Raw genomic sequence first — 23484 nt, forward strand, 5'->3', positions numbered from 1 at the left:
GACGAGTATATTTACAGCATGTTCCAGCCGATCAGCATATTCCACCACCACACGCCGAGGGTGATATGTACCAGGAAGGTTAATATCGTCAGTACCGCACCGACCAACCACCAGGATTTAATATCGTTATAGCCTACGCCGAAGATGACCGGACCTGCCGCACCGCCATAGTGAGTAACCATGCCGCCATAGGAGTTGGAGAAAAGCAGCGCCAGCGCAGTTAACATTAACGGTGCGCCGGAGACGTTCGCCAGCATGGCAAATACCGGTAACATGGCAACGATATAGGCACTACCGGAAGCAAAGAAATAACGCACGATGATGCTAAGGAAAATAATAACGAAGAAAGCTACGTTACCATGGCCGTCAAATGCCAGGTTATTTTTAAAGACTTCAGCTAACCATTCGAAGAATTTAACTTTCGATAATAAGGAGCTTAAGCCGATAATACCGCCGTACCAGATTAAGGTATTCCAGCCGCCTTTATTTTTCACCACGTCTTCCCAGGTAACGATCCCCAGCAGCAGCATGGTCGCCATAACAACGATTGCCACAGTGGATTCATCTACCCCGAGCGTTTTACTGAAAATCCAGCCCAACAGCGCCAGCACAAAGACACCGAGCAGCATTTTTTCGCGGATTTTCATCGGCCCCAGTTCAGCAAGGCCCGCTTTGGCGATGGTTTTGTTATCCACTTTCTTAATTTCTGGCGGATACATGGTGTAAATCACCAGCGGAGTGACCAGTAGCATAATGATGCCCGGCAATCCAGCAGCCAGCGCCCATCCACCCCAACTAATTTGTAGGTGCAGAATATCATTGATCATTTTCAGCGCCAGAATGTTCCCCGCCATTGCGGTAAAGAACATATAGCTGGTGGTTTTAGTGACCATGTAAATGGACATCATCAGATAATGTCCAACACGACGTGGGCTTTTTTCAGGTTCTGACCCCAAAGCCACCGCCACGCTGTTGATGATCGGTAACACAATGCCGCCCGCACGCGCGGTGTTAGACGGTGTTGCCGGAGCCAGTACCAGATCGAGGAATACCGTAACGTAACCCAGCCCCAGGGTAGTGCTACCAATTTTGCCAATCAATAAATAGGCAATACGTTTACCTAACCCTGTGGTCACAAATGCGGCGCTTAAGGTAAACGCCGAGAACACCAGCCAGGTGGTACCTGAAGAGTAACCGCTTAATACGGCGGTAGTCTTAAATGCACCATCGGATAAATTACCGACCACCACCATTGAGGCAGCAACGGCAATTAACAGTACGACAGGTTCCGGGAAAGGCTTGATAACCAGCCCGACGATTGCTGCCAGGTAAATACCAAAAAGCACCCACGCCAGTTCGCTTAATCCTGCCGGAGCTGGCATAAAGCCAATAATACATGGGATCGCTAATATCAGAATTAGCTTCCATAACGATTTTTTATTCATTTAAAATCCTGTTCTTTCTGTATGACTTATACAGAAGTCCTTTGTTAATTGCCCTTATCACGACAACGACCTTTTCAGGGAAGATAAACTTCACCGGAAAATATTTTTCTGGTCGTCCGAATAACAGATGCGCGTAAGGTTGTGGCATCCTGACCTTCATTGCTTAAATGAACGTCGAGCGCACCACTGGGATGTTCAATATTGATATTGCCATATCCTACAGAAGGGACGATTTGTCGGGTGACGGTGCCTTCCAATGCACAGCTACTGGAAATGGCAATAGCACCGGTTATCGCCAGCGCACGATGGCAGGAGTGCGGCATAAAATAACGCACATTAATTGCCCCGCCTTTCTGTGCTGGAGAAATAAGCACAGGCTTAGGGATAACCATATTACTGACATCACCTAAGCCCATTGCTTTACCCGCTTGTAGGCGGATAGATTCAATGCGGGCTAATAATTTTTTGTCGGCATCCAGTTCCGTCGGTAATTCATAGCCTGTTTTTCCCAGATATTCAGCCGGAATAATGACGACTGGCATCGCCATATCGATACAGGTCACCGGGACATCGTCAAAATAATCGATCTGATTATCAGTCGGAAAAACTTTTCCGGTTTTTGTTCCGGCGGCATTCAGGAAAGTGAGCGCAACTGGTGCGGCAGTACCCGGTACACCGTCAATCCTGGCACTACCTTCATATTCGACAACACCATTTGGCGTTTGCACATCAGCTTCGATGAATGTACCAGTATTAACGTTGCGGATACGTACGCGGGTAACTGGCGAAGTCGCTGTAATCAAACCATTTTCAATGGCGAATGCCCCAACGCCAGACAGCATATTGCCGCAGTTAGGTGTAGTGTCGACACGTTGCTCATGGACGATAACCTGAGCAAACAGATAATCGACGTCAGCACGCGGATCGCTGGAACGGCTAATTATGGCGACTTTACTGGTCAGTGGATTACCGCCGCCAATACCGTCAATTTCCAGATCGTTACCGGAACCCATAATTGCCATCAATATTTTATCGCGCTGCGTTTGATCTTCGGGTAGATGTTCCGCTAACAGGAACGCGCCCCTCGAGGTTCCACCTCGCATCATCACGCAGGGTATTTTTTTCATAATAATGCCCTCAATTTAAAAACATAACTTATTGCGATATGGTTACATTAAGGGCAAAGCATCTCTAATGACTTTAGCTCAACGATTAATAACATTTTTTCATTAATTTAAGTTGGCTAAATGCAGTTAAAATTTTTAACGGCCAGTCACCCAAAATCGTCGCTTCCATTTTCTGGAGTAATAATGAAGCATGAATTATCAAGTATGAAGGCATTTGTCATACTGGCAGAGTCCAGTTCATTTAACAATGCCGCTAAATTACTCAATATTACGCAACCTGCATTAACGCGAAGAATAAAAAAGATGGAAGAGGATTTACATATTCAACTATTTGAGCGTACAACTCGCAAGGTTACGTTAACAAAAGCAGGAAAAAGGTTGCTCCCGGAGGCGCGGGAATTAATAAAGAAATTCGATGAAACGCTTTTTAATATTCGTGATATGAATGCTTATCATCGTGGTATGGTGACGTTAGCGTGTATTCCGACCGCAGTATTTTATTTTTTACCACTGGCAATCGGTAAATTTAATGAGCTGTATCCCAATATTAAAGTGCGGATTCTGGAACAAGGCACGAATAATTGCATGGAATCGGTGCTGTGTAACGAATCAGACTTTGGCATAAACATGAACAACGTCACAAATTCATCCATTGATTTTACCCCACTGGTCAACGAGCCGTTTGTGCTGGCCTGTCGGCGTGACCACCCATTAGCCAAAAAGCAGCTTGTAGAATGGCAGGAGTTAGTAGGTTACAAAATGATTGGCGTACGCTCCTCCAGCGGCAACCGACTGCTGATAGAACAGCAACTGGCCGACAAGCCCTGGAAGCTGGATTGGTTTTACGAAGTGCGTCATCTTTCGACGTCGTTAGGACTGGTAGAGGCGGGACTGGGGATTTCGGCGCTTCCTGGTCTGGCAATGCCCCATGCGCCCTATTCTTCGATTATTGGTATCCCGCTGGTGGAACCCGTTATACGTCGGACATTGGGGATTATTCGCCGCAAAGATGCCGTACTTTCTCCGGCAGCAGAACGCTTTTTTGCCTTGCTGATTAATTTGTGGACTGACGATAAAGACAACTTGTGGACCAATATCGTCGAACGCCAAAGACATGCGTTACAGGAGATAGGTTAATACACCGGCGCAGGAGAGACTGCGCCGGGTGAATCAGCGGTTAGTGTGCGTTCACCACTACCCACATTGGCCCCTGCCCGACCGCATAGCGGCCTTTTTCATGCAGTAGCCCCTGCTCGCCAACAATTTCGTATACCGAGATGTGGTGAGATTTTTGCCCGGCGGCAATCAGATACTTGCCGCTGTGATCAACATTAAAGCCGCGCGGCTGGGTTTCAGTTGGCTGGAAGCCCTCTTTACTCAACACGCTGCCATCTTCCGAAACGCTGAAGACAGTAATCAGGCTGGCAGTACGGTCACAGGCATATAAGTGACGCCCATCCGGGGTGATATGAATATCAGCCGCCCAACGGGTGTCGGAGAAGTTTTCCGGCATCATATCCAGCGTCTGGACACATTCGATATTGCCGTGCGGATCTTTCAGTTCCCAGACATCCACTGAGCTGTTTAACTCATTGACGCAATACGCATATTGTTCGTTTGGATGGAATACCATATGACGCGGGCCGGCCCCTTCAACGGTAGTCACTTCCGCAGGGTCCTGCGCCACCAGATGACCATCATCGCTGACCGTAAACAGGCAAATGCGATCCTGCTTTAATGCCGGAACCCACAACGTACGGTTGTCCGGTGAGATATTGGCGGAATGGCAACCGTCCAGCCCCTCGACCACATCGACAACGCCCACTGGCAGGCCATCTTCCAGACGCGTTACGCTCACGTTACCCGCATTGTAAGAACCTACAAAGACAAACTGCCCCTGGTGATCGGTGGAAATATGCGTCGGACTACCCGGCAGCGCAGACTCTGCGGCAAAGGTCAGTGCGCCATCGTCCGGGGCGATACGATACGCCAGGACGCGAAACTCAGGGCGAACACCAACATAGAGATAACGTTTGTCCGGGCTGACCACCATCGGCTGCACCTGCCCCGGCACATCGACAACCTGTGTCAGCGTCAGTGCGCCTTCATGATTCAGGTTCCAGACGTGAATTTGCTGGCTCTCAGGGCTGGCGATATAAACTGTTTGCTTCATGAATGCTCCTTTGCATTTAGCAACTGACTGTAACAGCTAAAATTAGTCGCTTTTGGCGGTGAATGCTGAATTAAAACGCAGAATTTTGTCCGATAGTGGTATCGGTGTACCATTCGCGCAGACGAAAATTCTTAACCTTAATCTGGAATACGCCATGACCACACGCGTGATTGCACTCGACTTAGACGGCACCTTATTGACCCCGAAAAAAACCTTGCTTCCTTCATCGATAGAAGCCCTGGCCCGCGCTCGCGAAGCAGGCTATCAATTAATCATCGTCACGGGCCGCCATCACGTCGCTATTCATCCTTTTTATCAGGCGCTGGCGCTGGATACACCTGCTATTTGCTGTAATGGCACCTATTTGTATGATTATCATGCAAAAACAGTGCTTGAAGCCGATCCAATGCCCGTTAATAAAGCCCTGCAACTCATTGAGATGCTGAATGAACACCACATTCACGGTCTGATGTATGTGGATGATGCAATGGTCTATGAGCACCCGACCGGGCATGTCATTCGCACGTCTAACTGGGCGCAAACCCTGCCGCCGGAACAGCGTCCGACCTTTACCCAGGTTGCTTCACTGGCCGAGACAGCGCAGGAAGTTAACGCAGTATGGAAGTTCGCCCTGACACACGATGACCTGCCGCAATTGCAGCAATTTGGTAAGCATGTTGAACATGAATTGGGACTGGAGTGTGAATGGTCCTGGCACGATCAGGTTGATATTGCCCGCGGTGGTAACAGCAAAGGTAAACGCCTGACGAAATGGGTTGAGGCGCAAGGCTGGTCGATGGAAAACGTCGTCGCATTCGGCGATAATTTTAATGATATCAGTATGCTGGAAGCCGCTGGTACAGGCGTGGCGATGGGCAACGCTGATGACGCAGTAAAAGCGCGTGCCAACATTGTGATTGGTGATAACACCACCGACAGCATTGCCCAGTTCATTTATAGCCACCTGATTTAATCAGGCGGTTATCGAGACACTTTTAATTTGCGCGTACAGCCACAGGCCTGGTTTGATCGCCAGTTCATCCCTGGCCCACGGGCTGATACGCGCCCACAGCGTTTTACCGCCGACTTCCAGCTCCACTTCCACCTGGCCGTTGTCGTCATAACTATTAACAACTTTTGCCCGCAATACGTTACGAATGCTGGTTTGCTGCGGCGGTTGTAAAACCAGAGAAACATCGGAAGCCTGAATGCGGATACGTAGCGCAGCTTGCAGCGGTTCGTCCAGCTTATTGACCCACAAATGCTGATCGCCCAGCGCCAGCGCGGTCATCGCGTAATGCGGATGATGCTCAAGCACCGTTACTTTCAGAATGCTACTTTGTTGCTCTTTCGGCAGCCACGGATTCATCACGCTACTGCCCCACACTTCCTCCAGCGCGCCAAAGGCTTTCACCTGACCGTTTTCCAGTACCATCACTCGGTCTGCCAGATGGAGGATCTCATCCAGCGAATGGCTGACATAGAGCATCGGAATGTTGATTTCCCGCGTCAACCGTTGCAGATAAGGCAATAGCTCGCGTTTTCGCGGAAGATCCAGCGAGGCCAGTGGTTCATCCAGCAATAATAATTCCGGTGCCGTCAGCAATGCCCGGCCAATTGCCACACGCTGTTTTTCGCCTCCGGACAGGCTGCCCGGTAAACGCTCAAGCAACGGTTCAATGCCTAAAAGCGTCACCAGCTTATCGAACTGATCGACCATGCTTTTCGCCATGCCGTAGCGCAAATTGCCACGCACTTTATAATGCGGAAACAGCCGCGCATCCTGAAACACATAGCCTACGCGACGCTTTTCTGGCGTCAGGCAGATACCTTTATCGGCGTCATTTAGTACCCGACCATTGAGGACAATCCGCCCTTTTTGTGGACGTGTCAGCCCACTGATGGCGTTAATCAGCGAGGTTTTTCCGGCACCAGAGACGCCAAAGATAGCAGTGATACCATTGGCGGGCAGCGTTTCATTAATGGTCAGGCAATGGTTGCCCAACGTCTGGGAAAAATTCAGTTCCAACATGATTAGCGCCCCGCCCTTTCACGGCTGATTCTGGCCAGCCATTCTGAAATCAACAGGGAGATCATCGCCAGCGCAATAGAAATAATACACAGTCTCGCCGCGCCACTTTCCCCGCCGGGAGTCTGGATCAGGGTATACATGGCAGAAGGAATGGTTCGCGTTTCACCAGGAATGTTAGAAACAAAGGTTATGGTTGCACCAAACTCACCGAGCGAACGAGCGAATGCCAGTACCGTACCGACGATAATTCCCGGTAAGGTCAGCGGTAACGTGATAGTAAAGAACACGCGCCAGCGCCCTGCCCCCAATGTTCTTGCGGCCTGTTCCAGTTTGACATCAACCCCTTCCAGCGCCAGACGAATTGCCCGCACCATCAACGGAAACGACATCACGGCGGCAGCGAGAACCGCGCCACGCCAGCTAAAGGCGAAGGTAATGCCAAACCAGTCATACAGACGTTCACCGATAAATCCGCGCCGTCCCATCGAAACTAATAACAAGTAACCGACGACCACGGGCGGTAACACCAGCGGTAGATGCAGTACGCTGTCGAGCAGAGCTTTGCCCGGAAATGTGCAACGCACCAGTAACCAGGCAAAAAAGATCCCAAACGGCAGGCTAAACAGCACAGCCAGGGAAGAAACTTTCAGGCTTAATAAAACCGCCTGCCATTCTGGATCGGTCAGTATCATTACTTGGTTGTAAATCCGTAGCGTTTAAAAATTTCCGCAGCCTGCGGTCCCTTCAGATAATCATAAAATGCTTTTACTGTCGCATTGTTATGTCCTTCCACAACAGCAACCGGATATTCCAATTTTTTATGTGAATCTTCCGGGAAGGTGGCAACCACTTTTACCCCTTTGCTGGCAACAGCGTCAGAACCGTAAACAATACCCAGCGGCGCTTCATTGCGTTCGACCAACGCCAGCGCGCCACGAACATCTTCCGCCGGAGCCAGTTTCGGGGAGAGCGTATCCCATGCGCCCAGTTTTTGCAGTGCTTCTTTTGCATAAATGCCAGCGGGAACATGTTCCGGATCACCAACCGCCAGGCGACCGCCATTCAGCAGCGAAGTCCAGTTGGTTTTGCTGTCAATGGAGAAATCTTTCTGCTCGCTGGCTTTCGGTGCTACAACAACCAGGCTATTACCGAGTAGAGTCTGACGCGAGGCCGTATCGATCGCTTTTTTATCAACCGCATAATCCATCCATTTCTGATCGGCAGAAATAAACAGATCCGCAGGCGCACCCGCTTCAATCTGACGGGCCAGGGTAGAAGACGAGGCGAAAGAAGAGACGACATCTACGCCTTTCTCTTTTTTATACTGCGTAGCGATGTCCTGCATTGCGTTAGTCAGTGATGCGGCGGCGAACACCGTGATTTTTCCTTCATCTGCCAGTACATTGCCAGCAACAGCGAAAGAGAATGCCGCCCCGGCAAACAAGTTCAACCATTTACGAGCCATTGGTAACCCCTTAATGTGACGTTATGTAGGCGACAATATAACGGCAAGTTCAGAATTTTCCCAGCAGTTATTGCTAACCTTTGTGAGGTTGATGAAAAAAATATCGGCAGGAAAAGCAGGAAGTTGAGAAAAAGAAAATGCCCGACTAAGCGGGCATTCAGGGAATCAATGATTTTGTCCGGGCTGGTCTTTTTTACCAACACCAGAAAAGATGTTGAATACTTCACCAAGACCGTAAATCAGACCCAGGATGATGGCCATCACGACAGGTACCATGATTACGGCGAATACCAGACTTTTTAATAACTCTAACATGGTCAACTCCAGATATAGTCATGAGACTATTCTAACCGCTAAGCACAGAAAAGCACTCCCCTTTTGTGCGGTCAGCTTTGCGTGGCGTTCGTTTTCCGTCACAATAAGACTTTTGCCAGGACATTGTTATGCAGGCCGAAATCCTTCTCACCCTTAAGCTCCAACAAAAATTATTCGCCGACCCGCGCCGCATTTCGTTACTAAAACACATTGCGCTTTCCGGTTCCATTAGCCAGGGAGCGAAAGATGCCGGTATCAGCTATAAAAGCGCCTGGGATGCCATTAACGAGATGAATCAGTTAAGTGAGCATATTCTGGTTGAGCGCGCAACAGGCGGTAAAGGTGGCGGCGGCGCAGTACTGACCCGCTATGGTCAGCGACTGATTCAGCTCTATGATTTACTGGCGCAAATCCAGCAAAAAGCCTTTGATGTGTTAAGTGACGATGACGCCTTGCCGCTGAACAGCCTGCTGGCCGCGATCTCACGTTTTTCACTGCAGACCAGTGCCCGTAACCAGTGGTTTGGCACCATCACCGCCCGCGATCATGATGACATTCAACAACATGTTGATGTCTTACTGGCCGATGGCAAAACACGCCTTAAAGTCGCGATTACCGCACAAAGTGGCGCACGTCTGGGACTGGATGAAGGCAAAGAAGTGTTGATTCTGCTGAAAGCGCCGTGGGTGAACATTACTCAGGATGACACTGTCGCCCAGGGTGCCGACAACCAATTGCCGGGCATTATTCGTCATATAGAGCGCGGTGCAGAACAGTGCGAAGTATTAATGGCGTTACCTGACGGGCAAACTCTGTGCGCCACGGTGCCGGTAAATGAAGCAGCTTCTCTTGAACAAGGGCAGAATGCCACGGCTTACTTTAACGCCGACAGCGTGATTATCGCTACGCTTTGCTAAGCGTGTTGACAATTTGTTATGAAACACGTATCCCTGTCAGTAATCGCTGCAAAAAATGGGATATAAAATGTCATCGTTGCAAATTTTGCAAGGCACGTTTCGTCTTAGCGACACAAAAACGCTGCAATTGTCTCAGCTAACGTTAAACGCGGGTGATAGTTGGGCGTTTGTCGGTTCGAATGGAAGCGGGAAGTCGGCGCTGGCCCGCGCGCTAGCGGGGGAACTTCCGCTTTTGAAAGGTGAACGACAAAGTCAGTTTTCCCACATCACTCGTCTCTCCTTCGAGCAATTGCAAAAGCTCGTCAGCGACGAATGGCAACGGAATAACACCGATATGCTCGGCCCTGGCGAAGATGACACCGGACGCACTACGGCTGAAATCATTCAGGATGAAATTAAGGATGCACAGCGTTGTGCGCAGTTGGCGCAGCAGTTCGGCATTACCGCCCTTCTCGACCGACGCTTTAAATACCTTTCCACTGGCGAGACGCGAAAAACCCTGCTGTGTCAGGCGCTGATGTCGGAGCCAGACTTGTTGATTCTTGATGAGCCGTTCGATGGCCTGGATGTTGCCTCACGTCAGCAGCTGGCTGAGCTGCTCGCCTCGTTACATCAGTCCGGTATTACCCTGGTACTGGTGCTCAATCGCTTCGATGAGATCCCGGAATTTGTCCAGTTTGCTGGCGTGCTGGCGGATTGCACGTTAGCGGAAACTGGCGCTAAAGAGGAACTGCTCCAACAAGCACTCGTCGCGCAACTGGCGCATAGCGAACAGCTTGAAGGTGTGCAACTGCCGGAGCCAGATGAACCTTCAGCACGTCACGCCTTACCCGCCAACGAACCGCGCATTGTGCTGAACAACGGCGTGGTTTCTTATAACGATCGCCCCATTCTTAATAACCTTAGCTGGCAGGTGAATCCAGGCGAGCACTGGCAAATTGTCGGGCCAAATGGCGCGGGAAAATCGACGCTATTAAGCCTGATTACAGGCGATCATCCGCAAGGTTACAGCAACGATTTAACACTTTTCGGACGACGTCGCGGCAGCGGCGAAACCATCTGGGATATCAAAAAGCATATCGGTTACGTCAGCAGTAGTTTGCATCTGGATTACCGGGTCAGCACTACCGTGCGTAATGTGATCCTTTCTGGCTATTTTGATTCGATTGGCATTTATCAGGCCGTTTCAGATCGCCAGCAAAAACTGGTGCAGCAGTGGCTGGATATTCTCGGCATTGATAAACGCACGGCTGACGCGCCTTTCCATAGTCTTTCCTGGGGACAGCAGCGTCTGGCGCTGATCGTTCGCGCACTGGTGAAGCATCCGACTTTGCTTATTCTTGATGAACCTTTACAGGGCCTTGATCCACTCAATCGCCAGCTTATCCGCCGTTTTGTTGATGTGCTGATTAGCGAAGGTGAAACGCAATTATTGTTTGTTTCACACCACGCCGAAGATGCGCCCGCCTGTATTTCCCATCGTCTTGAGTTCGTGCCGGACGGTGACCTCTATCGTTATGCGCTGACAAAAATAAACTGAGTCGGTAATGCTGACTGTACCGGAGGCGGCCTTAGCGCCCTCTCCGGCCTAAAGTTCGACACATCCAGGCATGAAACCGCGACTTTTTTCAGATAAAAAGCGCAATCATTCATAAACCCTCTGTTTTATAATCACTTAATCGTGCATAAAGAACGGCTAAATTCTTGTGTAAACGATTCCACTAATTTATTCCATGTCACACTTTTCGCATCTTTGTTATGCTATGGTTATTTCATACCATAAGCCTAATGGAGCGAATTATGAGAGTTCTGGTTACCGGTGGTAGCGGTTACATTGGAAGTCATACCTGTGTGCAATTACTGCAAAACGGTCATGATGTCATCATTCTTGATAACCTCTGTAACAGTAAGCGCAGCGTACTGCCTGTTATCGAGCGTTTAGGCGGCAAACATCCAACGTTTGTTGAAGGCGATATCCGTAACGAAGCGTTGATGACCGAGATCCTGCACGATCACGCTATCGACACCGTGATCCACTTCGCCGGGTTGAAAGCCGTTGGCGAATCGGTACAAAAACCGCTGGAATATTACGACAACAATGTCAACGGTACTCTGCGCCTGATTAGCGCCATGCGCGCCGCTGACGTCAAAAACTTTATCTTTAGCTCCTCCGCCACCGTTTATGGCGATCAGCCCAAAATTCCATATGTTGAAAGCTTCCCGACCGGCACACCGCAAAGCCCTTACGGCAAAAGCAAGCTGATGGTGGAACAGATCCTCACCGATCTGCAAAAAGCCCAGCCGGACTGGAGCATTGCCCTGCTGCGCTACTTCAACCCAGTTGGCGCGCATCCGTCGGGCGATATGGGCGAAGATCCGCAAGGCATTCCGAATAACCTGATGCCATACATCGCCCAGGTTGCTGTAGGCCGTCGCGACTCGCTGGCGATTTTTGGTAACGATTATCCGACCGAAGACGGTACTGGCGTGCGCGATTACATCCACGTAATGGATCTGGCGGACGGTCACGTCGTGGCGATGGAAAAACTGGCGAACAAGCCAGGCGTACACATCTACAACCTCGGCGCTGGCGTAGGCAGCAGCGTGCTGGACGTGGTGAATGCCTTCAGCAAAGCCTGCGGCAAACCGGTTAATTATCATTTTGCACCGCGTCGCGAGGGCGACCTTCCGGCCTACTGGGCGGACGCCAGCAAAGCCGACCGTGAACTGAACTGGCGCGTAACGCGCACACTCGATGAAATGGCGCAGGACACCTGGCACTGGCAGTCACGCCATCCACAGGGATATCCCGATTAAGGAACGACCATGACGCAATTTAATCCCGTTGATCATCCACATCGCCGCTACAACCCGCTCACCGGGCAATGGATTCTGGTTTCACCGCACCGCGCTAAGCGCCCCTGGCAGGGGGCGCAGGAAACGCCAGCCAAACAGGTGTTACCTGCGCACGATCCAGATTGCTTCCTCTGCGCAGGTAATGTGCGGGTGACAGGCGATAAAAACCCCGATTACACCGGGACTTACGTTTTCACTAATGACTTTGCGGCCTTGATGTCTGACACGCCAGATGCGCCAGAAAGCAACGATCCGCTGATGCGTTGTCAGAGCGCGCGCGGTACCAGCCGGGTGATCTGCTTTTCACCGGATCACAGTAAAACGCTGCCAGAACTCAGCGTTGCGGCATTGACGGAAATCGTCAAAACCTGGCAGGAGCAAACCGCAGAACTGGGGAAAACATACCCGTGGGTGCAGGTCTTTGAAAACAAAGGCGCGGCGATGGGCTGCTCTAACCCGCATCCGCACGGACAGATTTGGGCAAATAGCTTCCTGCCTAACGAAGCTGAGCGCGAAGATCGCCTGCAAAAAGAATATTTTGCCGGGCAAAAATCGCCAATGCTGGTGGATTATGTTCAGCGCGAGCTGGCAGACGGTAGCCGTACCGTTGTCGAAACCGAACACTGGTTAGCCGTTGTGCCTTACTGGGCTGCCTGGCCGTTCGAAACGCTACTGCTGCCCAAAGCCCACGTTTTGCGGATCACCGATTTGACCGACGCCCAACGCAGCGATTTGGCGCTGGCGTTGAAAAAGCTGACCAGCCGTTATGACAACCTCTTCCAGTGCTCCTTCCCCTACTCTATGGGCTGGCACGGCGCGCCATTTAATGACGAAGAGAATCAACACTGGCAGCTGCACGCGCACTTTTATCCGCCTCTGTTGCGCTCCGCCACCGTACGTAAATTTATGGTTGGTTATGAAATGCTGGCAGAGACCCAGCGAGACCTGACCGCAGAACAGGCAGCAGAGCGTTTGCGCGCAGTCAGCGATATCCATTTTCGCGAATCCGGAGTGTAAGAAATGAGTCTGAAAGAAAAAACACAATCTCTGTTTGCCAACGCATTTGGCTACCCTGCCACTCACACCATTCAGGCGCCTGGCCGCGTGAATTTGATTGGTGAACACACCGACTACAACGACGGTTTCGTTCTGCCCTGCGCGATTGATTATCAAACTGTGATCAGTTGTGCACCACGCGATGACCGTAAAGTTCGCGTGATGGCAGCCGATTATGAAAATCAGCTTGACGAGTTTTCCCTTGATGCGCCTATTGTCGCACATGAAAACTATCAATGGGCTAACTACGTCCGTGGCGTAGTGAAACATCTGCAACTGCGTAACAACAACTTTGGCGGTGTGGACATGGTGATCAGCGGCAATGTGCCGCAGGGTGCGGGGTTAAGTTCTTCCGCTTCACTGGAAGTCGCGGTCGGAACCGTATTGCAGCAACTTTATCATCTGCCGCTGGACGGCGCACAAATCGCACTTAACGGCCAGGAAGCAGAAAACCAGTTTGTTGGCTGTAACTGTGGGATCATGGATCAGCTGATTTCCGCGCTCGGCAAAAAAGATCATGCCTTGCTGATCGATTGCCGCTCACTGGGCACCAAAGCGGTTTCCATGCCCAAAAGTGTGGCTATCGTCATCATCAACAGTAACTTCAAACGTACCCTGGTTGGCAGCGAATACAACACCCGTCGTGAACAGTGCGAAACCGGCGCGCGTTTCTTCCAGCAGCCAGCCCTGCGCGATGTCACTATTGAGGAGTTCAACGCTGTTGCACATGAACTGGACCCTATCGTGGCGAAACGCGTGCGTCATATCCTGACTGAAAACGCCCGTACCGTTGAAGCAGCCAGCGCACTGGAGCAAGGCGACCTGAAACGTATGGGCGAGTTGATGGCGGAGTCTCATGCTTCTATGCGCGATGATTTCGAAATCACCGTGCCGCAAATTGACACTCTGGTAGAAATCGTCAAAGCTGTGATTGGCGACAAAGGTGGCGTACGCATGACCGGCGGCGGATTTGGCGGCTGTATCGTCGCGCTGATCCCGGAAGAGCTGGTGCCTGCCGTACAGCAAGCTGTCGCTGAACAATATGAAGCAAAAACAGGTATTAAAGAGACTTTTTACGTTTGTAAACCATCACAAGGAGCAGGACAGTGCTGAACGAAACTCCCGCACTGGCACCCGATGGTCAGCCGTACCGACTGTTAACTTTGCGTAACAACGCAGGGATGGTAGTCACGCTGATGGACTGGGGTGCGACTTTACTTTCCGCCCGTATTCCGCTTTCCGATGGCAGCGTCCGCGAGGCGCTGCTTGGCTGCGCCAGCCCGGAATGCTATCAGGATCAGGCCGCGTTTCTGGGGGCCTCTATTGGTCGTTATGCCAACCGCATCGCCAATAGCCGTTATACCTTTGACGGTGAAACCGTAACGCTTTCGCCAAGTCAGGGCGTCAACCAGCTGCACGGCGGCCCGGAAGGGTTCGACAAACGTCGCTGGCAGATTGTGAATCAGAACGATCGTCAGGTGCTATTTGCCCTGAGTTCAGAAGATGGCGATCAGGGCTTTCCGGGGAATCTCGGCGCGACAGTGCAGTATCGTCTGACCGACGATAACCGTATCTCCATTACTTATCGCGCCACAGTTGATAAACCTTGCCCGGTGAATATGACTAATCACGTCTATTTCAACCTCGACGGCGAGCAGTCTGACGTGCGCAATCACAAGTTGCAGATTCTGGCGGACGAATATCTACCGGTTGATGAAGGCGGCATTCCGCACGACGGTCTGAAATCTGTCGCCGGAACATCTTTTGATTTCCGCAGCGCCAAAATCATCGCCAGTGAGTTTCTTGCCGACGACGATCAGCGCAAAGTGAAAGGTTACGATCATGCGTTCTTGTTACAGGCTAAAGGTGATGGCAAGAAAGTGGCGGCGCATGTCTGGTCAGCAGATGAAAAATTGCAACTGAAGGTCTACACCACCGCTCCGGCTCTGCAATTTTACTCCGGCAACTTCCTTGGTGGCACGCCGTCACGGGGAACTGAACCTTACGCCGACTGGCAGGGCCTGGCGCTGGAAAGCGAGTTCCTGCCGGACAGCCCAAACCACCCTGAATGGCCGCAACCGGACTGCTTCCTGCGTCCTGGCGAAGAGTATTCCAGCCTGACGGAATATCAGTTTATTGCTGAATAACTTTAAGCCCTCGTCATGAGGGCTTTATCCTTATATTGCTCAAATCACCAGCAAACACCGACATATTTGCAACTCAATATTCACAACAACCTTACACTGCGACACTATTTTCGCTATGGTTATGCGTAAGCATTGCTGTTGCTTCGTCACGGCAATATAATGAGAATTATTATCATTAAAAGATGATTTGAGGAGTAAGTATATGGCTGTAACTAAGCTGGTTCTGGTTCGTCATGGCGAAAGTCAGTGGAACAAAGAAAACCGTTTCACCGGTTGGTACGACGTGGATCTGTCTGAGAAAGGCGTAAGCGAAGCAAAAGCAGCTGGTAAGCTGCTGAAAGAGGAAGGTTACAGCTTTGATTTTGCTTACACCTCTGTGCTGAAACGCGCTATCCATACCCTGTGGAATGTGCTGGACGAACTGGATCAGGCATGGCTGCCCGTTGAGAAATCCTGGAAACTGAACGAACGTCACTACGGTGCGTTGCAGGGTCTGAACAAAGCAGAAACTGCTGAAAAGTATGGCGACGAGCAGGTGAAACAGTGGCGTCGTGGTTTTGCGGTAACTCCGCCGGAACTGACTAAAGATGATGAGCGTTATCCGGGCCACGATCCACGTTACGCGAAGCTGAGCGAGAAAGAGCTGCCACTGACGGAAAGCCTGGCGCTGACCATTGACCGCGTGATCCCTTACTGGAATGAAACTATTCTGCCGCGAATGAAGAGCGGTGAGCGCGTGATCATCGCCGCACACGGTAACTCGTTACGTGCGCTGGTGAAATATCTCGATAATATGAGCGAAGAAGAGATTCTTGAGCTGAATATCCCGACCGGCGTGCCACTGGTTTATGAATTCGACGAGAATTTCAAACCGCTGAAACGCTATTATCTGGGTAATGCTGACGAGATCGCGGCGAAAGCAGCGGCCGTTGCTAACCAGGGTAAAGCGAAGTAAACGTCATTCGCTTAAAAATGAGAAAGCCGACTGCAAATGAGTCGGCTTTTTTATCGCTAACAATGGAGCACATTGCCTGATGCGACGCTGCGCGTCTTGTCAGGCCTACGGTGATTCATCAGATACGCCACTGTGACGGCGCATCCGACAATTAAACTTTACCCGCGACGCGCTTTTACTGCATTCGCCAGTTGACGTAACAGAGCATCGGTATCTTCCCAGCCAATGCAGGCATCGGTGATGCTCTTGCCATAGGCCAGCGGTTCCCCACTCTCGAGGCTCTGATTGCCTTCCACCAGATGGCTTTCCACCATCACGCCAATAATGGCCTTTTCGCCACCGGCAATCTGCTGGCAAACGTCAGCACAAACATCCATCTGCTTTTTGAATTGTTTCGACGAGTTAGCATGGCTGAAATCGATCATCACCTGTGCTGGCAGGCCTGCTTTGTTCAGCCCTTCTTTCACTTCAGCAACGTGCTTCGCGCTGTAGTTAGGCTCTTTACCGCCGCGCAGAATGATATGGCAATCGCCGTTACCGCTGGTATTCACAATCGCCGAATGCCCCCATTTCGTTACGGACAGGAAGCAGTGCGGCGCACCGGCGGCATTAATAGCATCGATAGCCACTTTAATCGTACCGTCGGTGCCATTTTTGAAGCCGACCGGACAAGAAAGCCCTGATGCCAGTTCGCGGTGCACCTGCGATTCCGTGGTACGTGCGCCAATTGCGCCCCAGCTCATCAGGTCAGCGAGATATTGTGGGGTGATCATATCCAGGAATTCACCCGCCGCTGGCAGACCGCTGTCGTTAATATCGAGCAGCAATTTGCGGGCAATACGCAGACCGTCGTTGATCTGGAAGCTGTTATCCATATGCGGATCGTTAATCAGCCCTTTCCAGCCCACCGTGGTACGCGGCTTTTCAAAATAGACGCGCATCACGATTTCCAGCTCATCTTTTAGCTCTTCACGTAGCGCCAGCAAGCGAGTGGCATACTCTTTAGCCGCGACGGGATCATGAATAGAACACGGACCAATCACCACCAACAGGCGATCATCATTACCTTTCAGGATCTTATGGATCGCTTTTCGGGCATGGGCGACCGTATTCGCGGCATTTTCAGTAGCAGGGAATTTTTCCAGCAATGCGACAGGAGGAAGTAACTCTTTGATTTCTTTGATTCGTAAATCGTCGTTCTGATAATTCATGTCTGTTCCAGTGTTGCCATACTTATCTTAGTGAATGCAATACTTCCAATCTATATCTTCCATCAGAATGTGTAAACGGGGTTTTACACTATGAACGGATTAATCCTGGAATTAGCAAGAAAAACGCCAGATTGTCGCGAAAAACGAGATCTCTCCTACAATTTCTAACTGTAACTCCTTTGTTTGTTAATTATTTCAAGATTCTCTTCTGGGTATCTTTGCCTGGCTGAAATCTTAAACAATTACTTTGTATTCACCTGCAAATGCACTGTTGGAAGAGGTTATCCGACATAACGACCATAACAGGAGCATCCTATGAAAATGACAAAACTGGCCACACTATTTCTGACTGCCACTCTAAGCCTTGCCAGCGGTGCCGCACTGGCTGCCGATAGCGGAGCGCAAAGCAATAACGGCCAGGCAAACGCCGCAGCTGATGCGGGCCAGGTAGCCCCTGACGCCCGTGAAAATGTCGCGCCAAATAACGTCGACAATAACGGGGTAAATACCGGTTCTGGCGGCACAATGCTGCATCCGGATGGTTCTTCAATGAACAATGACGGCATGACCAAAGATGAAGAGCACAAGAACACCATGTGCAAAGATGGTCGCTGCCCGGATATCAATAAAAAAGTCCAAACCGGTGATGGCATCAACAATGATGTCGATACCAAAACCGACGGTACCACGCAGTAACCCTGCGAAATAGCCAATAATGGGAGAGCGGAGTCTCTCCCTTTTAATTTTTTCCCTTCTAAAAGCAGTATGATGTCATAAAGTTAAGTGAGAATAATTAAGGGATGACTCGTCATGGCGCACTCACACTCACACACTTCCTCACACCTGCCAGAAGATAATAATGCTCGTCGCTTGTTGTATGCTTTCGGCGTGACTGCCGGGTTTATGCTCGTAGAAGTCATTGGTGGTTTTCTTTCCGGTTCTCTGGCATTGCTGGCCGATGCGGGTCATATGTTGACCGATACTGCCGCCCTGCTTTTCGCCCTACTCGCAGTGCAATTTTCCCGTCGTCCTCCCACCATTCGCCACACTTTCGGTTGGCTAAGATTGACCACGCTCGCGGCGTTTGTGAATGCCATCGCCCTGGTGGTGATTACTATTTTGATTGTCTGGGAGGCGATAGAACGCTTCCGCACGCCTCGTCCGGTCGAGGGTGGCATGATGATGGCAATTGCCGTGGCTGGGCTACTGGCAAATATACTTTCTTTCTGGTTACTTCATCACGGCAGCGAAGAGAAAAACCTCAACGTGCGAGCAGCGGCACTGCATGTCCTCGGGGACCTTCTGGGTTCGGTTGGAGCTATTATTGCCGCGTTGATTATTATCTGGACCGGCTGGACACCTGCTGACCCCATTCTCTCAATACTGGTGTCGCTTCTGGTTCTGCGTAGCGCGTGGCGACTGTTGAAAGATAGCGTGAATGAATTACTTGAAGGTGCACCGGTATCGCTGGATATCGCCGAACTGAAGCGTCGTATGTGCCGGGAAATCCCGGAAGTCCGCAATGTGCACCATGTACATGTTTGGATGGTGGGTGAAAAGCCAGTGATGACACTGCATGTACAGGTGATCCCGCCACACGATCACGACGCGTTGTTGGATCAGATCCAACATTATCTGATGGATCACTATCAGATTGCACACGCCACCATCCAGATGGAATATCAACCTTGTCATGGGCCAGAGTGCCACCTGAACGAAGGCGTGTCTGGCCACTCGCATCATCACCATTAATGGGACAGCGCGCGTGAACCTCTTTCGCGTGCGCTGTTGATCCACATCCGGCTGCCGTTGAGGGCAATAAAGGTCAGGATGATGTACTCCAGAGACATGGCGTAAACGCCCTGAAGTGCAAAAATAACGACGCTAATCACGTTAATAATCACCCACAATAGCCAGTTTTCCACATACTTACGCGTCATCAGAATCATTGCCACGATAGATAACACCATCATGCATGAATCCCAGAACGGGAAAGCGTCCGGCTGTAGTTCAGGCATCGCAACCTGTAATCCTAATGCTTGCATGATCATGACTGCCACGCGGGTCAAAAATGCAAACACCGGATTGATAAATACCGTCATCAGACCAATCGAAACAACGCAAACCGCCAACCAGCTGAGCGCCTTCGGCAATGGCAACCAGCGAATTTTCAACTCCGCCTCGTTCTGACTGGTTTGTCGCGACCACGCATACCAACCGTAAATATTCGCGGCAAAGAAAAACACCTGTAATAGCAGGCTGGCATACAGCTGAATCTGAAAGAAAATAATGCCAAACAAGGTGACGTTGATCAGGCCAAAGAAGTAGTTGCTGATCTTCTCCAGACTGGCAAGGCCAATACACAGCAACCCGGCGATCGTGCCTACCGCTTCGATCCATGAGAGATCATAACCGCCTGCTCCTATTGGTATATGTACCAGGATATTCTGTACACTAAAAAAATCCATCTTTCCCCCAAAGCGTAACGTGACGCCTTATTATTAGTTATCCACGTAGTGTAGCCGCAAAATCCAGCATACGATTGAGCGGCACCAGCGCCTTCTCTCGCAGCTTTTTCTCAACATGAACCTCGTGATTGCTTCCTTCCTGTTCTAATGCCTCTGCGATGGCCTGAAGGCCATTCATGGCCATCCACGGACAATGCGCGCAGCTGCGGCAGGTTGCGCCCTCACCCGCGGTTGGTGCTTCCAGTAACTCTTTATCTGGCACCGCCTGCTGCATTTTGTAGAAAATACCCCGATCGGTTGCCACGATAAGTCGCTGATGTGGCAATGTTTTCGCAGCAGCGATCAGTTGACTGGTGGAACCGACCGCATCCGCCATATCTACAATAGCTTGCGGTGATTCTGGATGCACCAGTATGGCAGCATCCGGGTATTCTTCTTGCAAGCGGGTTAACGCCTGAGTCTTAAACTCATCATGCACAATGCAGGCACCCTGCCAGCATAAAATGTCTGCTCCCGTCTGTTTTTGCACGTAACGCCCCAGATGTTTGTCGGGTGCCCAGATGATTTTTTCACCCAAACTATCCAGATGATCAATAAGTTCGACGGCAATGCTTGAAGTTACCACCCAATCTGCGCGCGCTTTTACCGCAGCAGAAGTGTTGGCGTAGACGACGACAGTACGATCGGGATGGGCATCGCAAAATGCGTTAAATTCTTCAACAGGGCAGCCGAGATCCAGTGAACATTCAGCCTGAAGTGTCGGCATCAGAATTGTTTTTTCCGGACTGAGAATTTTGGCGGTTTCTCCCATAAATCTCACCCCAGCGACTAACAACGTAGAAGCGGGATGCTTTGCACCGAAGCGCGCCATTTCCAGAGAATCAGAAATACAGCCACCGGTTTCTTCTGCCAGTTGTTGAATTTCGGGATCGGTATAGTAGTGGGCAACCATCACCGCATTACGTTCTTTTAGCAGACGTTTTATCTTCTCGCGGTAATACGCTTTTTCATCAATGCTTAACAGCGTCGGCTTCGGGGGGAAAGGATAAATCGCCGCTTCAGGATCAAACATCACGCTCATCTTACCATCTCGTTTTACAGGCTTAACATTAAAACCGACATAAGCGTGATATTCGCTATTATCGGCATGATTTGTTTTATATGCTAAACAAGATAGTCGAATGGTGGGGAAAAGTCACTCGAAATACGTATGAGATGACGAATGCCACACTTTGCGTCTTATTCCTCCGACGTAGAGTCGTTTACGCAGCAAGCGCGGAGTATGTCATCAGGGTCAAGAATTGAAATTGAGAGATGCCTGAATAGCAAAAAAGCGCCTTTAGGGCGCTTTTTTACATTGGTGGGTCGTGCAGGATTCGAACCTGCGACCAATTGATTAAAAGTCAACTGCTCTACCAACTGAGCTAACGACCCCTTGCGGGATTATGCTGCTTTAATCATTCAGGATGGTGGGTCGTGCAGGATGACTCGACTTCGTCTCGCCCTTCGGGCCGTTGCTGACGCAACGTTATCCTTCACATTCTCTACCAGTAACCACCTTTAAATTGGTGGGTCGTGCAGGATTCGAACCTGCGACCAATTGATTAAAAGTCAACTGCTCTACCAACTGAGCTAACGACCCATACGGGTGTTACCTGAATGATTTCTACTCGGGACCAATCTTTAATATTGGTGGATCGTGCAGGATGACTCGCTTCGCTCGCCCTACGGGCCGTTGCTGGCGCAACGTTATCCTTCACGCTTAACATCTGAGTTTGATGTTAAAACTGGTGGGTCGTGCAGGATTCGAACCTGCGACCAATTGATTAAAAGTCAACTGCTCTACCAACTGAGCTAACGACCCGAGTGGTGGGTGATGACGGGATCGAACCGCCGACCCCCTCCTTGTAAGGGAGGTGCTCTCCCAGCTGAGCTAATCACCCGATACTGCGCTGGATACTACAAACTACTTCCACCGAACCCACTGCATTAGTGGTGGGTCGTGCAGGATTCGAACCTGCGACCAATTGATTAAAAGTCAACTGCTCTACCAACTGAGCTAACGACCCGGTGGTGGGTGATGACGGGATCGAACCGCCGACCCCCTCCTTGTAAGGGAGGTGCTCTCCCAGCTGAGCTAATCACCCGATACTACGCTGGATACTACAACTAACTAGGTTAGTGGTGGGTCGTGCAGGATGACTCGACTTCGTCTCGCCCTTCGGGCCGTTGCTGACGCAACGTTATCCTTCACGTTTTACTACCGCTTCCACCTTAGCGATTGGTGGGTCGTGCAGGATTCGAACCTGCGACCAATTGATTAAAAGTCAACTGCTCTACCAACTGAGCTAACGACCCACTTTTTCGTTGCTTTCGGTTTGTTTGATATCCCGTGGCAACGGCGGCATATATTACTGATTTCAGACTTGAGCGCAACAAAAATTTCGATGCAGATCACTCAACTGCTTATGATTCGCACGACACGACCAGAAATAATGCGACTTCTGGTCGTGTGTTATGCATTACATCGCGTTCAGACGTTTTTGCGCCTGTTTTGCGCCATCAGTCCCAGGGTATTTACTGATAACCTGCTGATATACAGCTTTCGCTTTTGCGGTGTCACCTTTGTCCTGCATGATGACGCCGACTTTAAACATCGCATCCGCAGCTTTCGGTGACTTCGGATAGTTTTTCACTACCGAAGCAAAATAGTACGCCGCATCATCTTTTTTACCCTTGTTGTAGTTTAACTGACCCAGCCAATAATTGGCGTTTGGCAGATAAGTTGAATCAGGGTAATTTTTGATGAAATTCTGAAATGCCACCATTGCGTCATCCTGGCGGGATTTATCCTGCACCAGCGCAATAGCTGCATTGTAATCCGTGTTTGCATCACCGCTTTTCACCGGCGCGCCAGCATTCGCAGTACCAGCATCAGCTGTCGGCGTCGTTGATGCCGCCGCACCGCTTTGATCGCCGCTGGTTGATTGCGCCGCTGCACCACCGCTGCTGAGGCTATCGATCTGCAACAGGATCTGCTTTTGCCGCTCCACGACCTGATTCAGTTGATACTGATTTTCCTGAATCTGACCACGCAGGGAATCAATATCGGATTGATTATCAGAGAGTTGTTGCTGGAGTTGGGTTAAAAGCTGGCTGTGAGCATTAGAAATACGCTCAAGTTGAGTGACGCGGTCTTCGACCGAGCCTGAGCCGACACTACTGATTGGTGCCTGAGCAAAAGCGGCCCAGGGGGCCGCTATACCAACCAGTAACGACAGACTCAATAGTTGATGTCTGAAGTTACTGCTCATGCA

General features: G+C 50.5%; 22 protein-coding genes and 7 tRNA genes. 11 read left to right on the forward strand and 18 right to left on the reverse strand.

Annotated elements, in window-relative coordinates:
• Positions 1 to 11 precede the first annotated feature (11 nt).
• A complete protein-coding gene (locus AACU19_RS09255; protein WP_001036488.1) occupies positions 12 to 1445 on the reverse strand; it encodes an anion permease in 1434 nt (477 codons plus the stop codon).
• A gap of 74 nt (positions 1446 to 1519) precedes the next feature.
• Positions 1520 to 2572: a 4-oxalomesaconate tautomerase gene (locus tag AACU19_RS09260; protein WP_105278138.1), complete on the reverse strand. Its 1053-nt coding sequence runs from the start codon at positions 2570 to 2572 to the stop codon at positions 1520 to 1522.
• Between the two features lie 183 nt (positions 2573 to 2755).
• Here AACU19_RS09260 and AACU19_RS09265 point away from each other — a divergent pair, with 183 nt between their 5' ends.
• A complete protein-coding gene (locus AACU19_RS09265; protein ID WP_000679972.1) occupies positions 2756 to 3709 on the forward strand; it encodes a LysR family transcriptional regulator in 954 nt (317 codons plus the stop codon).
• Between the two features lie 40 nt (positions 3710 to 3749).
• Here the strand turns inward: AACU19_RS09265 and pgl are convergent, their stop codons facing one another.
• Positions 3750 to 4745, reverse strand: coding sequence for a 6-phosphogluconolactonase (gene pgl / locus AACU19_RS09270; protein ID WP_000815435.1), 996 nt, complete (start codon positions 4743 to 4745; stop codon positions 3750 to 3752).
• Between the two features lie 154 nt (positions 4746 to 4899).
• Here pgl and ybhA point away from each other — a divergent pair, with 154 nt between their 5' ends.
• Positions 4900 to 5718, forward strand: a complete 819-nt coding sequence (gene ybhA, locus AACU19_RS09275; protein WP_105278139.1) for a bifunctional pyridoxal phosphate/fructose-1,6-bisphosphate phosphatase — start codon at positions 4900 to 4902, stop codon at positions 5716 to 5718.
• On the opposite strand, the gene modC is transcribed toward ybhA, so the two are convergent.
• The 4 genes from modC to acrZ all read right to left on the reverse strand — a co-directional run bounded on the left by modC (position 5719) and on the right by acrZ (position 8557).
• Complete coding sequence (gene modC, locus AACU19_RS09280; RefSeq protein ID WP_105278140.1) at positions 5719 to 6777, reverse strand: molybdenum ABC transporter ATP-binding protein ModC; 1059 nt, start codon at positions 6775 to 6777, stop codon at positions 5719 to 5721.
• Positions 6778 to 6779: 2 nt separating this feature from the next.
• A complete protein-coding gene (modB, locus tag AACU19_RS09285; RefSeq protein WP_000604034.1) occupies positions 6780 to 7469 on the reverse strand; it encodes a molybdate ABC transporter permease subunit in 690 nt (229 codons plus the stop codon).
• Positions 7469 to 8242, reverse strand: a complete 774-nt coding sequence (gene modA, locus AACU19_RS09290) for a molybdate ABC transporter substrate-binding protein (RefSeq protein WP_105278141.1) — start codon at positions 8240 to 8242, stop codon at positions 7469 to 7471. The genes modB and modA overlap by 1 nt, the downstream gene beginning before the upstream one ends.
• A gap of 165 nt (positions 8243 to 8407) precedes the next feature.
• Positions 8408 to 8557, reverse strand: a complete 150-nt coding sequence (gene acrZ / locus AACU19_RS09295) for a multidrug efflux pump accessory protein AcrZ (protein ID WP_000891515.1) — start codon at positions 8555 to 8557, stop codon at positions 8408 to 8410.
• Positions 8558 to 8685: 128 nt separating this feature from the next.
• Here acrZ and modE point away from each other — a divergent pair, with 128 nt between their 5' ends.
• From modE to gpmA, 7 genes are all read left to right on the forward strand, one after another.
• Positions 8686 to 9474: a molybdenum-dependent transcriptional regulator gene (gene modE, locus AACU19_RS09300; protein WP_032302721.1), complete on the forward strand. Its 789-nt coding sequence runs from the start codon at positions 8686 to 8688 to the stop codon at positions 9472 to 9474.
• A gap of 67 nt (positions 9475 to 9541) precedes the next feature.
• Entirely contained in the window at positions 9542 to 11014 is a 1473-nt protein-coding gene (gene modF, locus AACU19_RS09305) for a molybdate ABC transporter ATP-binding protein ModF (protein WP_000096910.1), read from the forward strand.
• A gap of 260 nt (positions 11015 to 11274) precedes the next feature.
• Complete coding sequence (galE, locus tag AACU19_RS09310; RefSeq protein ID WP_105278142.1) at positions 11275 to 12291, forward strand: UDP-glucose 4-epimerase GalE; 1017 nt, start codon at positions 11275 to 11277, stop codon at positions 12289 to 12291.
• Positions 12292 to 12300: 9 nt separating this feature from the next.
• Positions 12301 to 13347: a galactose-1-phosphate uridylyltransferase gene (gene galT, locus AACU19_RS09315; RefSeq protein WP_105271739.1), complete on the forward strand. Its 1047-nt coding sequence runs from the start codon at positions 12301 to 12303 to the stop codon at positions 13345 to 13347.
• A 3-nt stretch (positions 13348 to 13350) separates the two neighbouring features.
• Entirely contained in the window at positions 13351 to 14499 is a 1149-nt protein-coding gene (gene galK, locus AACU19_RS09320; protein ID WP_105278143.1) for a galactokinase, read from the forward strand.
• Positions 14493 to 15533 (forward strand): galactose-1-epimerase, encoded by a 1041-nt coding sequence (gene galM / locus AACU19_RS09325; protein WP_105277792.1) that lies wholly within the window; start codon positions 14493 to 14495, stop codon positions 15531 to 15533. The genes galK and galM overlap by 7 nt, the downstream gene beginning before the upstream one ends.
• A 202-nt stretch (positions 15534 to 15735) precedes the next feature.
• Positions 15736 to 16488, forward strand: coding sequence for a 2,3-diphosphoglycerate-dependent phosphoglycerate mutase (gpmA, locus tag AACU19_RS09330; protein WP_001295305.1), 753 nt, complete (start codon positions 15736 to 15738; stop codon positions 16486 to 16488).
• A gap of 158 nt (positions 16489 to 16646) precedes the next feature.
• On the opposite strand, the gene aroG is transcribed toward gpmA, so the two are convergent.
• Positions 16647 to 17699, reverse strand: a complete 1053-nt coding sequence (gene aroG, locus AACU19_RS09335) for a 3-deoxy-7-phosphoheptulonate synthase AroG (RefSeq protein WP_001109196.1) — start codon at positions 17697 to 17699, stop codon at positions 16647 to 16649.
• 315 nt (positions 17700 to 18014) lie between these two features.
• Here aroG and AACU19_RS09340 point away from each other — a divergent pair, with 315 nt between their 5' ends.
• Entirely contained in the window at positions 18015 to 18395 is a 381-nt protein-coding gene (locus AACU19_RS09340; RefSeq protein WP_000784342.1) for a YbgS-like family protein, read from the forward strand.
• Positions 18396 to 18509: 114 nt separating this feature from the next.
• A complete protein-coding gene (gene zitB / locus AACU19_RS09345; protein ID WP_105278144.1) occupies positions 18510 to 19451 on the forward strand; it encodes a CDF family zinc transporter ZitB in 942 nt (313 codons plus the stop codon).
• Here the strand turns inward: zitB and pnuC are convergent.
• From pnuC to cpoB, 10 genes are all read right to left on the reverse strand, one after another.
• Positions 19448 to 20167 (reverse strand): nicotinamide riboside transporter PnuC, encoded by a 720-nt coding sequence (gene pnuC / locus AACU19_RS09350; protein ID WP_000345406.1) that lies wholly within the window; start codon positions 20165 to 20167, stop codon positions 19448 to 19450. The two genes, zitB and pnuC, sit on opposite strands and share 4 nt — an antisense overlap.
• Positions 20168 to 20204: 37 nt before the next feature.
• Entirely contained in the window at positions 20205 to 21248 is a 1044-nt protein-coding gene (gene nadA / locus AACU19_RS09355) for a quinolinate synthase NadA (protein WP_105278145.1), read from the reverse strand.
• A gap of 277 nt (positions 21249 to 21525) precedes the next feature.
• Positions 21526 to 21601 (reverse strand) — tRNA-Lys (locus AACU19_RS09360).
• A 132-nt stretch (positions 21602 to 21733) separates the two neighbouring features.
• Positions 21734 to 21809: transfer RNA gene (locus tag AACU19_RS09365), tRNA-Lys, on the reverse strand.
• 146 nt (positions 21810 to 21955) lie between these two features.
• Positions 21956 to 22031: transfer RNA gene (locus AACU19_RS09370), tRNA-Lys, on the reverse strand.
• Between the two features lie 3 nt (positions 22032 to 22034).
• A tRNA-Val gene (locus AACU19_RS09375) sits at positions 22035 to 22110 on the reverse strand.
• 50 nt (positions 22111 to 22160) lie between these two features.
• A tRNA-Lys gene (locus AACU19_RS09380) sits at positions 22161 to 22236 on the reverse strand.
• A gap of 2 nt (positions 22237 to 22238) precedes the next feature.
• Positions 22239 to 22314 (reverse strand) — tRNA-Val (locus AACU19_RS09385).
• Between the two features lie 135 nt (positions 22315 to 22449).
• A tRNA-Lys gene (locus AACU19_RS09390) sits at positions 22450 to 22525 on the reverse strand.
• Between the two features lie 164 nt (positions 22526 to 22689).
• Entirely contained in the window at positions 22690 to 23481 is a 792-nt protein-coding gene (cpoB, locus tag AACU19_RS09395) for a cell division protein CpoB (RefSeq protein ID WP_000097569.1), read from the reverse strand.
• Positions 23482 to 23484: the final 3 nt, after the last annotated feature.

This window comes from Escherichia sp. MOD1-EC4550, assembly GCF_963876935.1.
Taxonomy (GTDB): domain Bacteria; phylum Pseudomonadota; class Gammaproteobacteria; order Enterobacterales; family Enterobacteriaceae; genus Escherichia; species Escherichia coli_F.

Coding starts and splice junctions, on each gene's coding strand:
- AACU19_RS09255 (WP_001036488.1), bottom strand. CDS start 1,445: ATGAATAAAAAATCGTTATGGAAGCTAATTCTGATATTAGCGATCCCA.
- AACU19_RS09260 (WP_105278138.1), bottom strand. CDS start 2,572: ATGAAAAAAATACCCTGCGTGATGATGCGAGGTGGAACCTCGAGGGGC.
- AACU19_RS09265 (WP_000679972.1), top strand. CDS start 2,756: ATGAAGCATGAATTATCAAGTATGAAGGCATTTGTCATACTGGCAGAG.
- pgl (WP_000815435.1), bottom strand. CDS start 4,745: ATGAAGCAAACAGTTTATATCGCCAGCCCTGAGAGCCAGCAAATTCAC.
- ybhA (WP_105278139.1), top strand. CDS start 4,900: ATGACCACACGCGTGATTGCACTCGACTTAGACGGCACCTTATTGACC.
- modC (WP_105278140.1), bottom strand. CDS start 6,777: ATGTTGGAACTGAATTTTTCCCAGACGTTGGGCAACCATTGCCTGACC.
- modB (WP_000604034.1), bottom strand. CDS start 7,469: ATGATACTGACCGATCCAGAATGGCAGGCGGTTTTATTAAGCCTGAAA.
- modA (WP_105278141.1), bottom strand. CDS start 8,242: ATGGCTCGTAAATGGTTGAACTTGTTTGCCGGGGCGGCATTCTCTTTC.
- acrZ (WP_000891515.1), bottom strand. CDS start 8,557: ATGTTAGAGTTATTAAAAAGTCTGGTATTCGCCGTAATCATGGTACCT.
- modE (WP_032302721.1), top strand. CDS start 8,686: ATGCAGGCCGAAATCCTTCTCACCCTTAAGCTCCAACAAAAATTATTC.
- modF (WP_000096910.1), top strand. CDS start 9,542: ATGTCATCGTTGCAAATTTTGCAAGGCACGTTTCGTCTTAGCGACACA.
- galE (WP_105278142.1), top strand. CDS start 11,275: ATGAGAGTTCTGGTTACCGGTGGTAGCGGTTACATTGGAAGTCATACC.
- galT (WP_105271739.1), top strand. CDS start 12,301: ATGACGCAATTTAATCCCGTTGATCATCCACATCGCCGCTACAACCCG.
- galK (WP_105278143.1), top strand. CDS start 13,351: ATGAGTCTGAAAGAAAAAACACAATCTCTGTTTGCCAACGCATTTGGC.
- gpmA (WP_001295305.1), top strand. CDS start 15,736: ATGGCTGTAACTAAGCTGGTTCTGGTTCGTCATGGCGAAAGTCAGTGG.
- aroG (WP_001109196.1), bottom strand. CDS start 17,699: ATGAATTATCAGAACGACGATTTACGAATCAAAGAAATCAAAGAGTTA.
- AACU19_RS09340 (WP_000784342.1), top strand. CDS start 18,015: ATGAAAATGACAAAACTGGCCACACTATTTCTGACTGCCACTCTAAGC.
- zitB (WP_105278144.1), top strand. CDS start 18,510: ATGGCGCACTCACACTCACACACTTCCTCACACCTGCCAGAAGATAAT.
- pnuC (WP_000345406.1), bottom strand. CDS start 20,167: ATGGATTTTTTTAGTGTACAGAATATCCTGGTACATATACCAATAGGA.
- nadA (WP_105278145.1), bottom strand. CDS start 21,248: ATGAGCGTGATGTTTGATCCTGAAGCGGCGATTTATCCTTTCCCCCCG.
- cpoB (WP_000097569.1), bottom strand. CDS start 23,481: ATGAGCAGTAACTTCAGACATCAACTATTGAGTCTGTCGTTACTGGTT.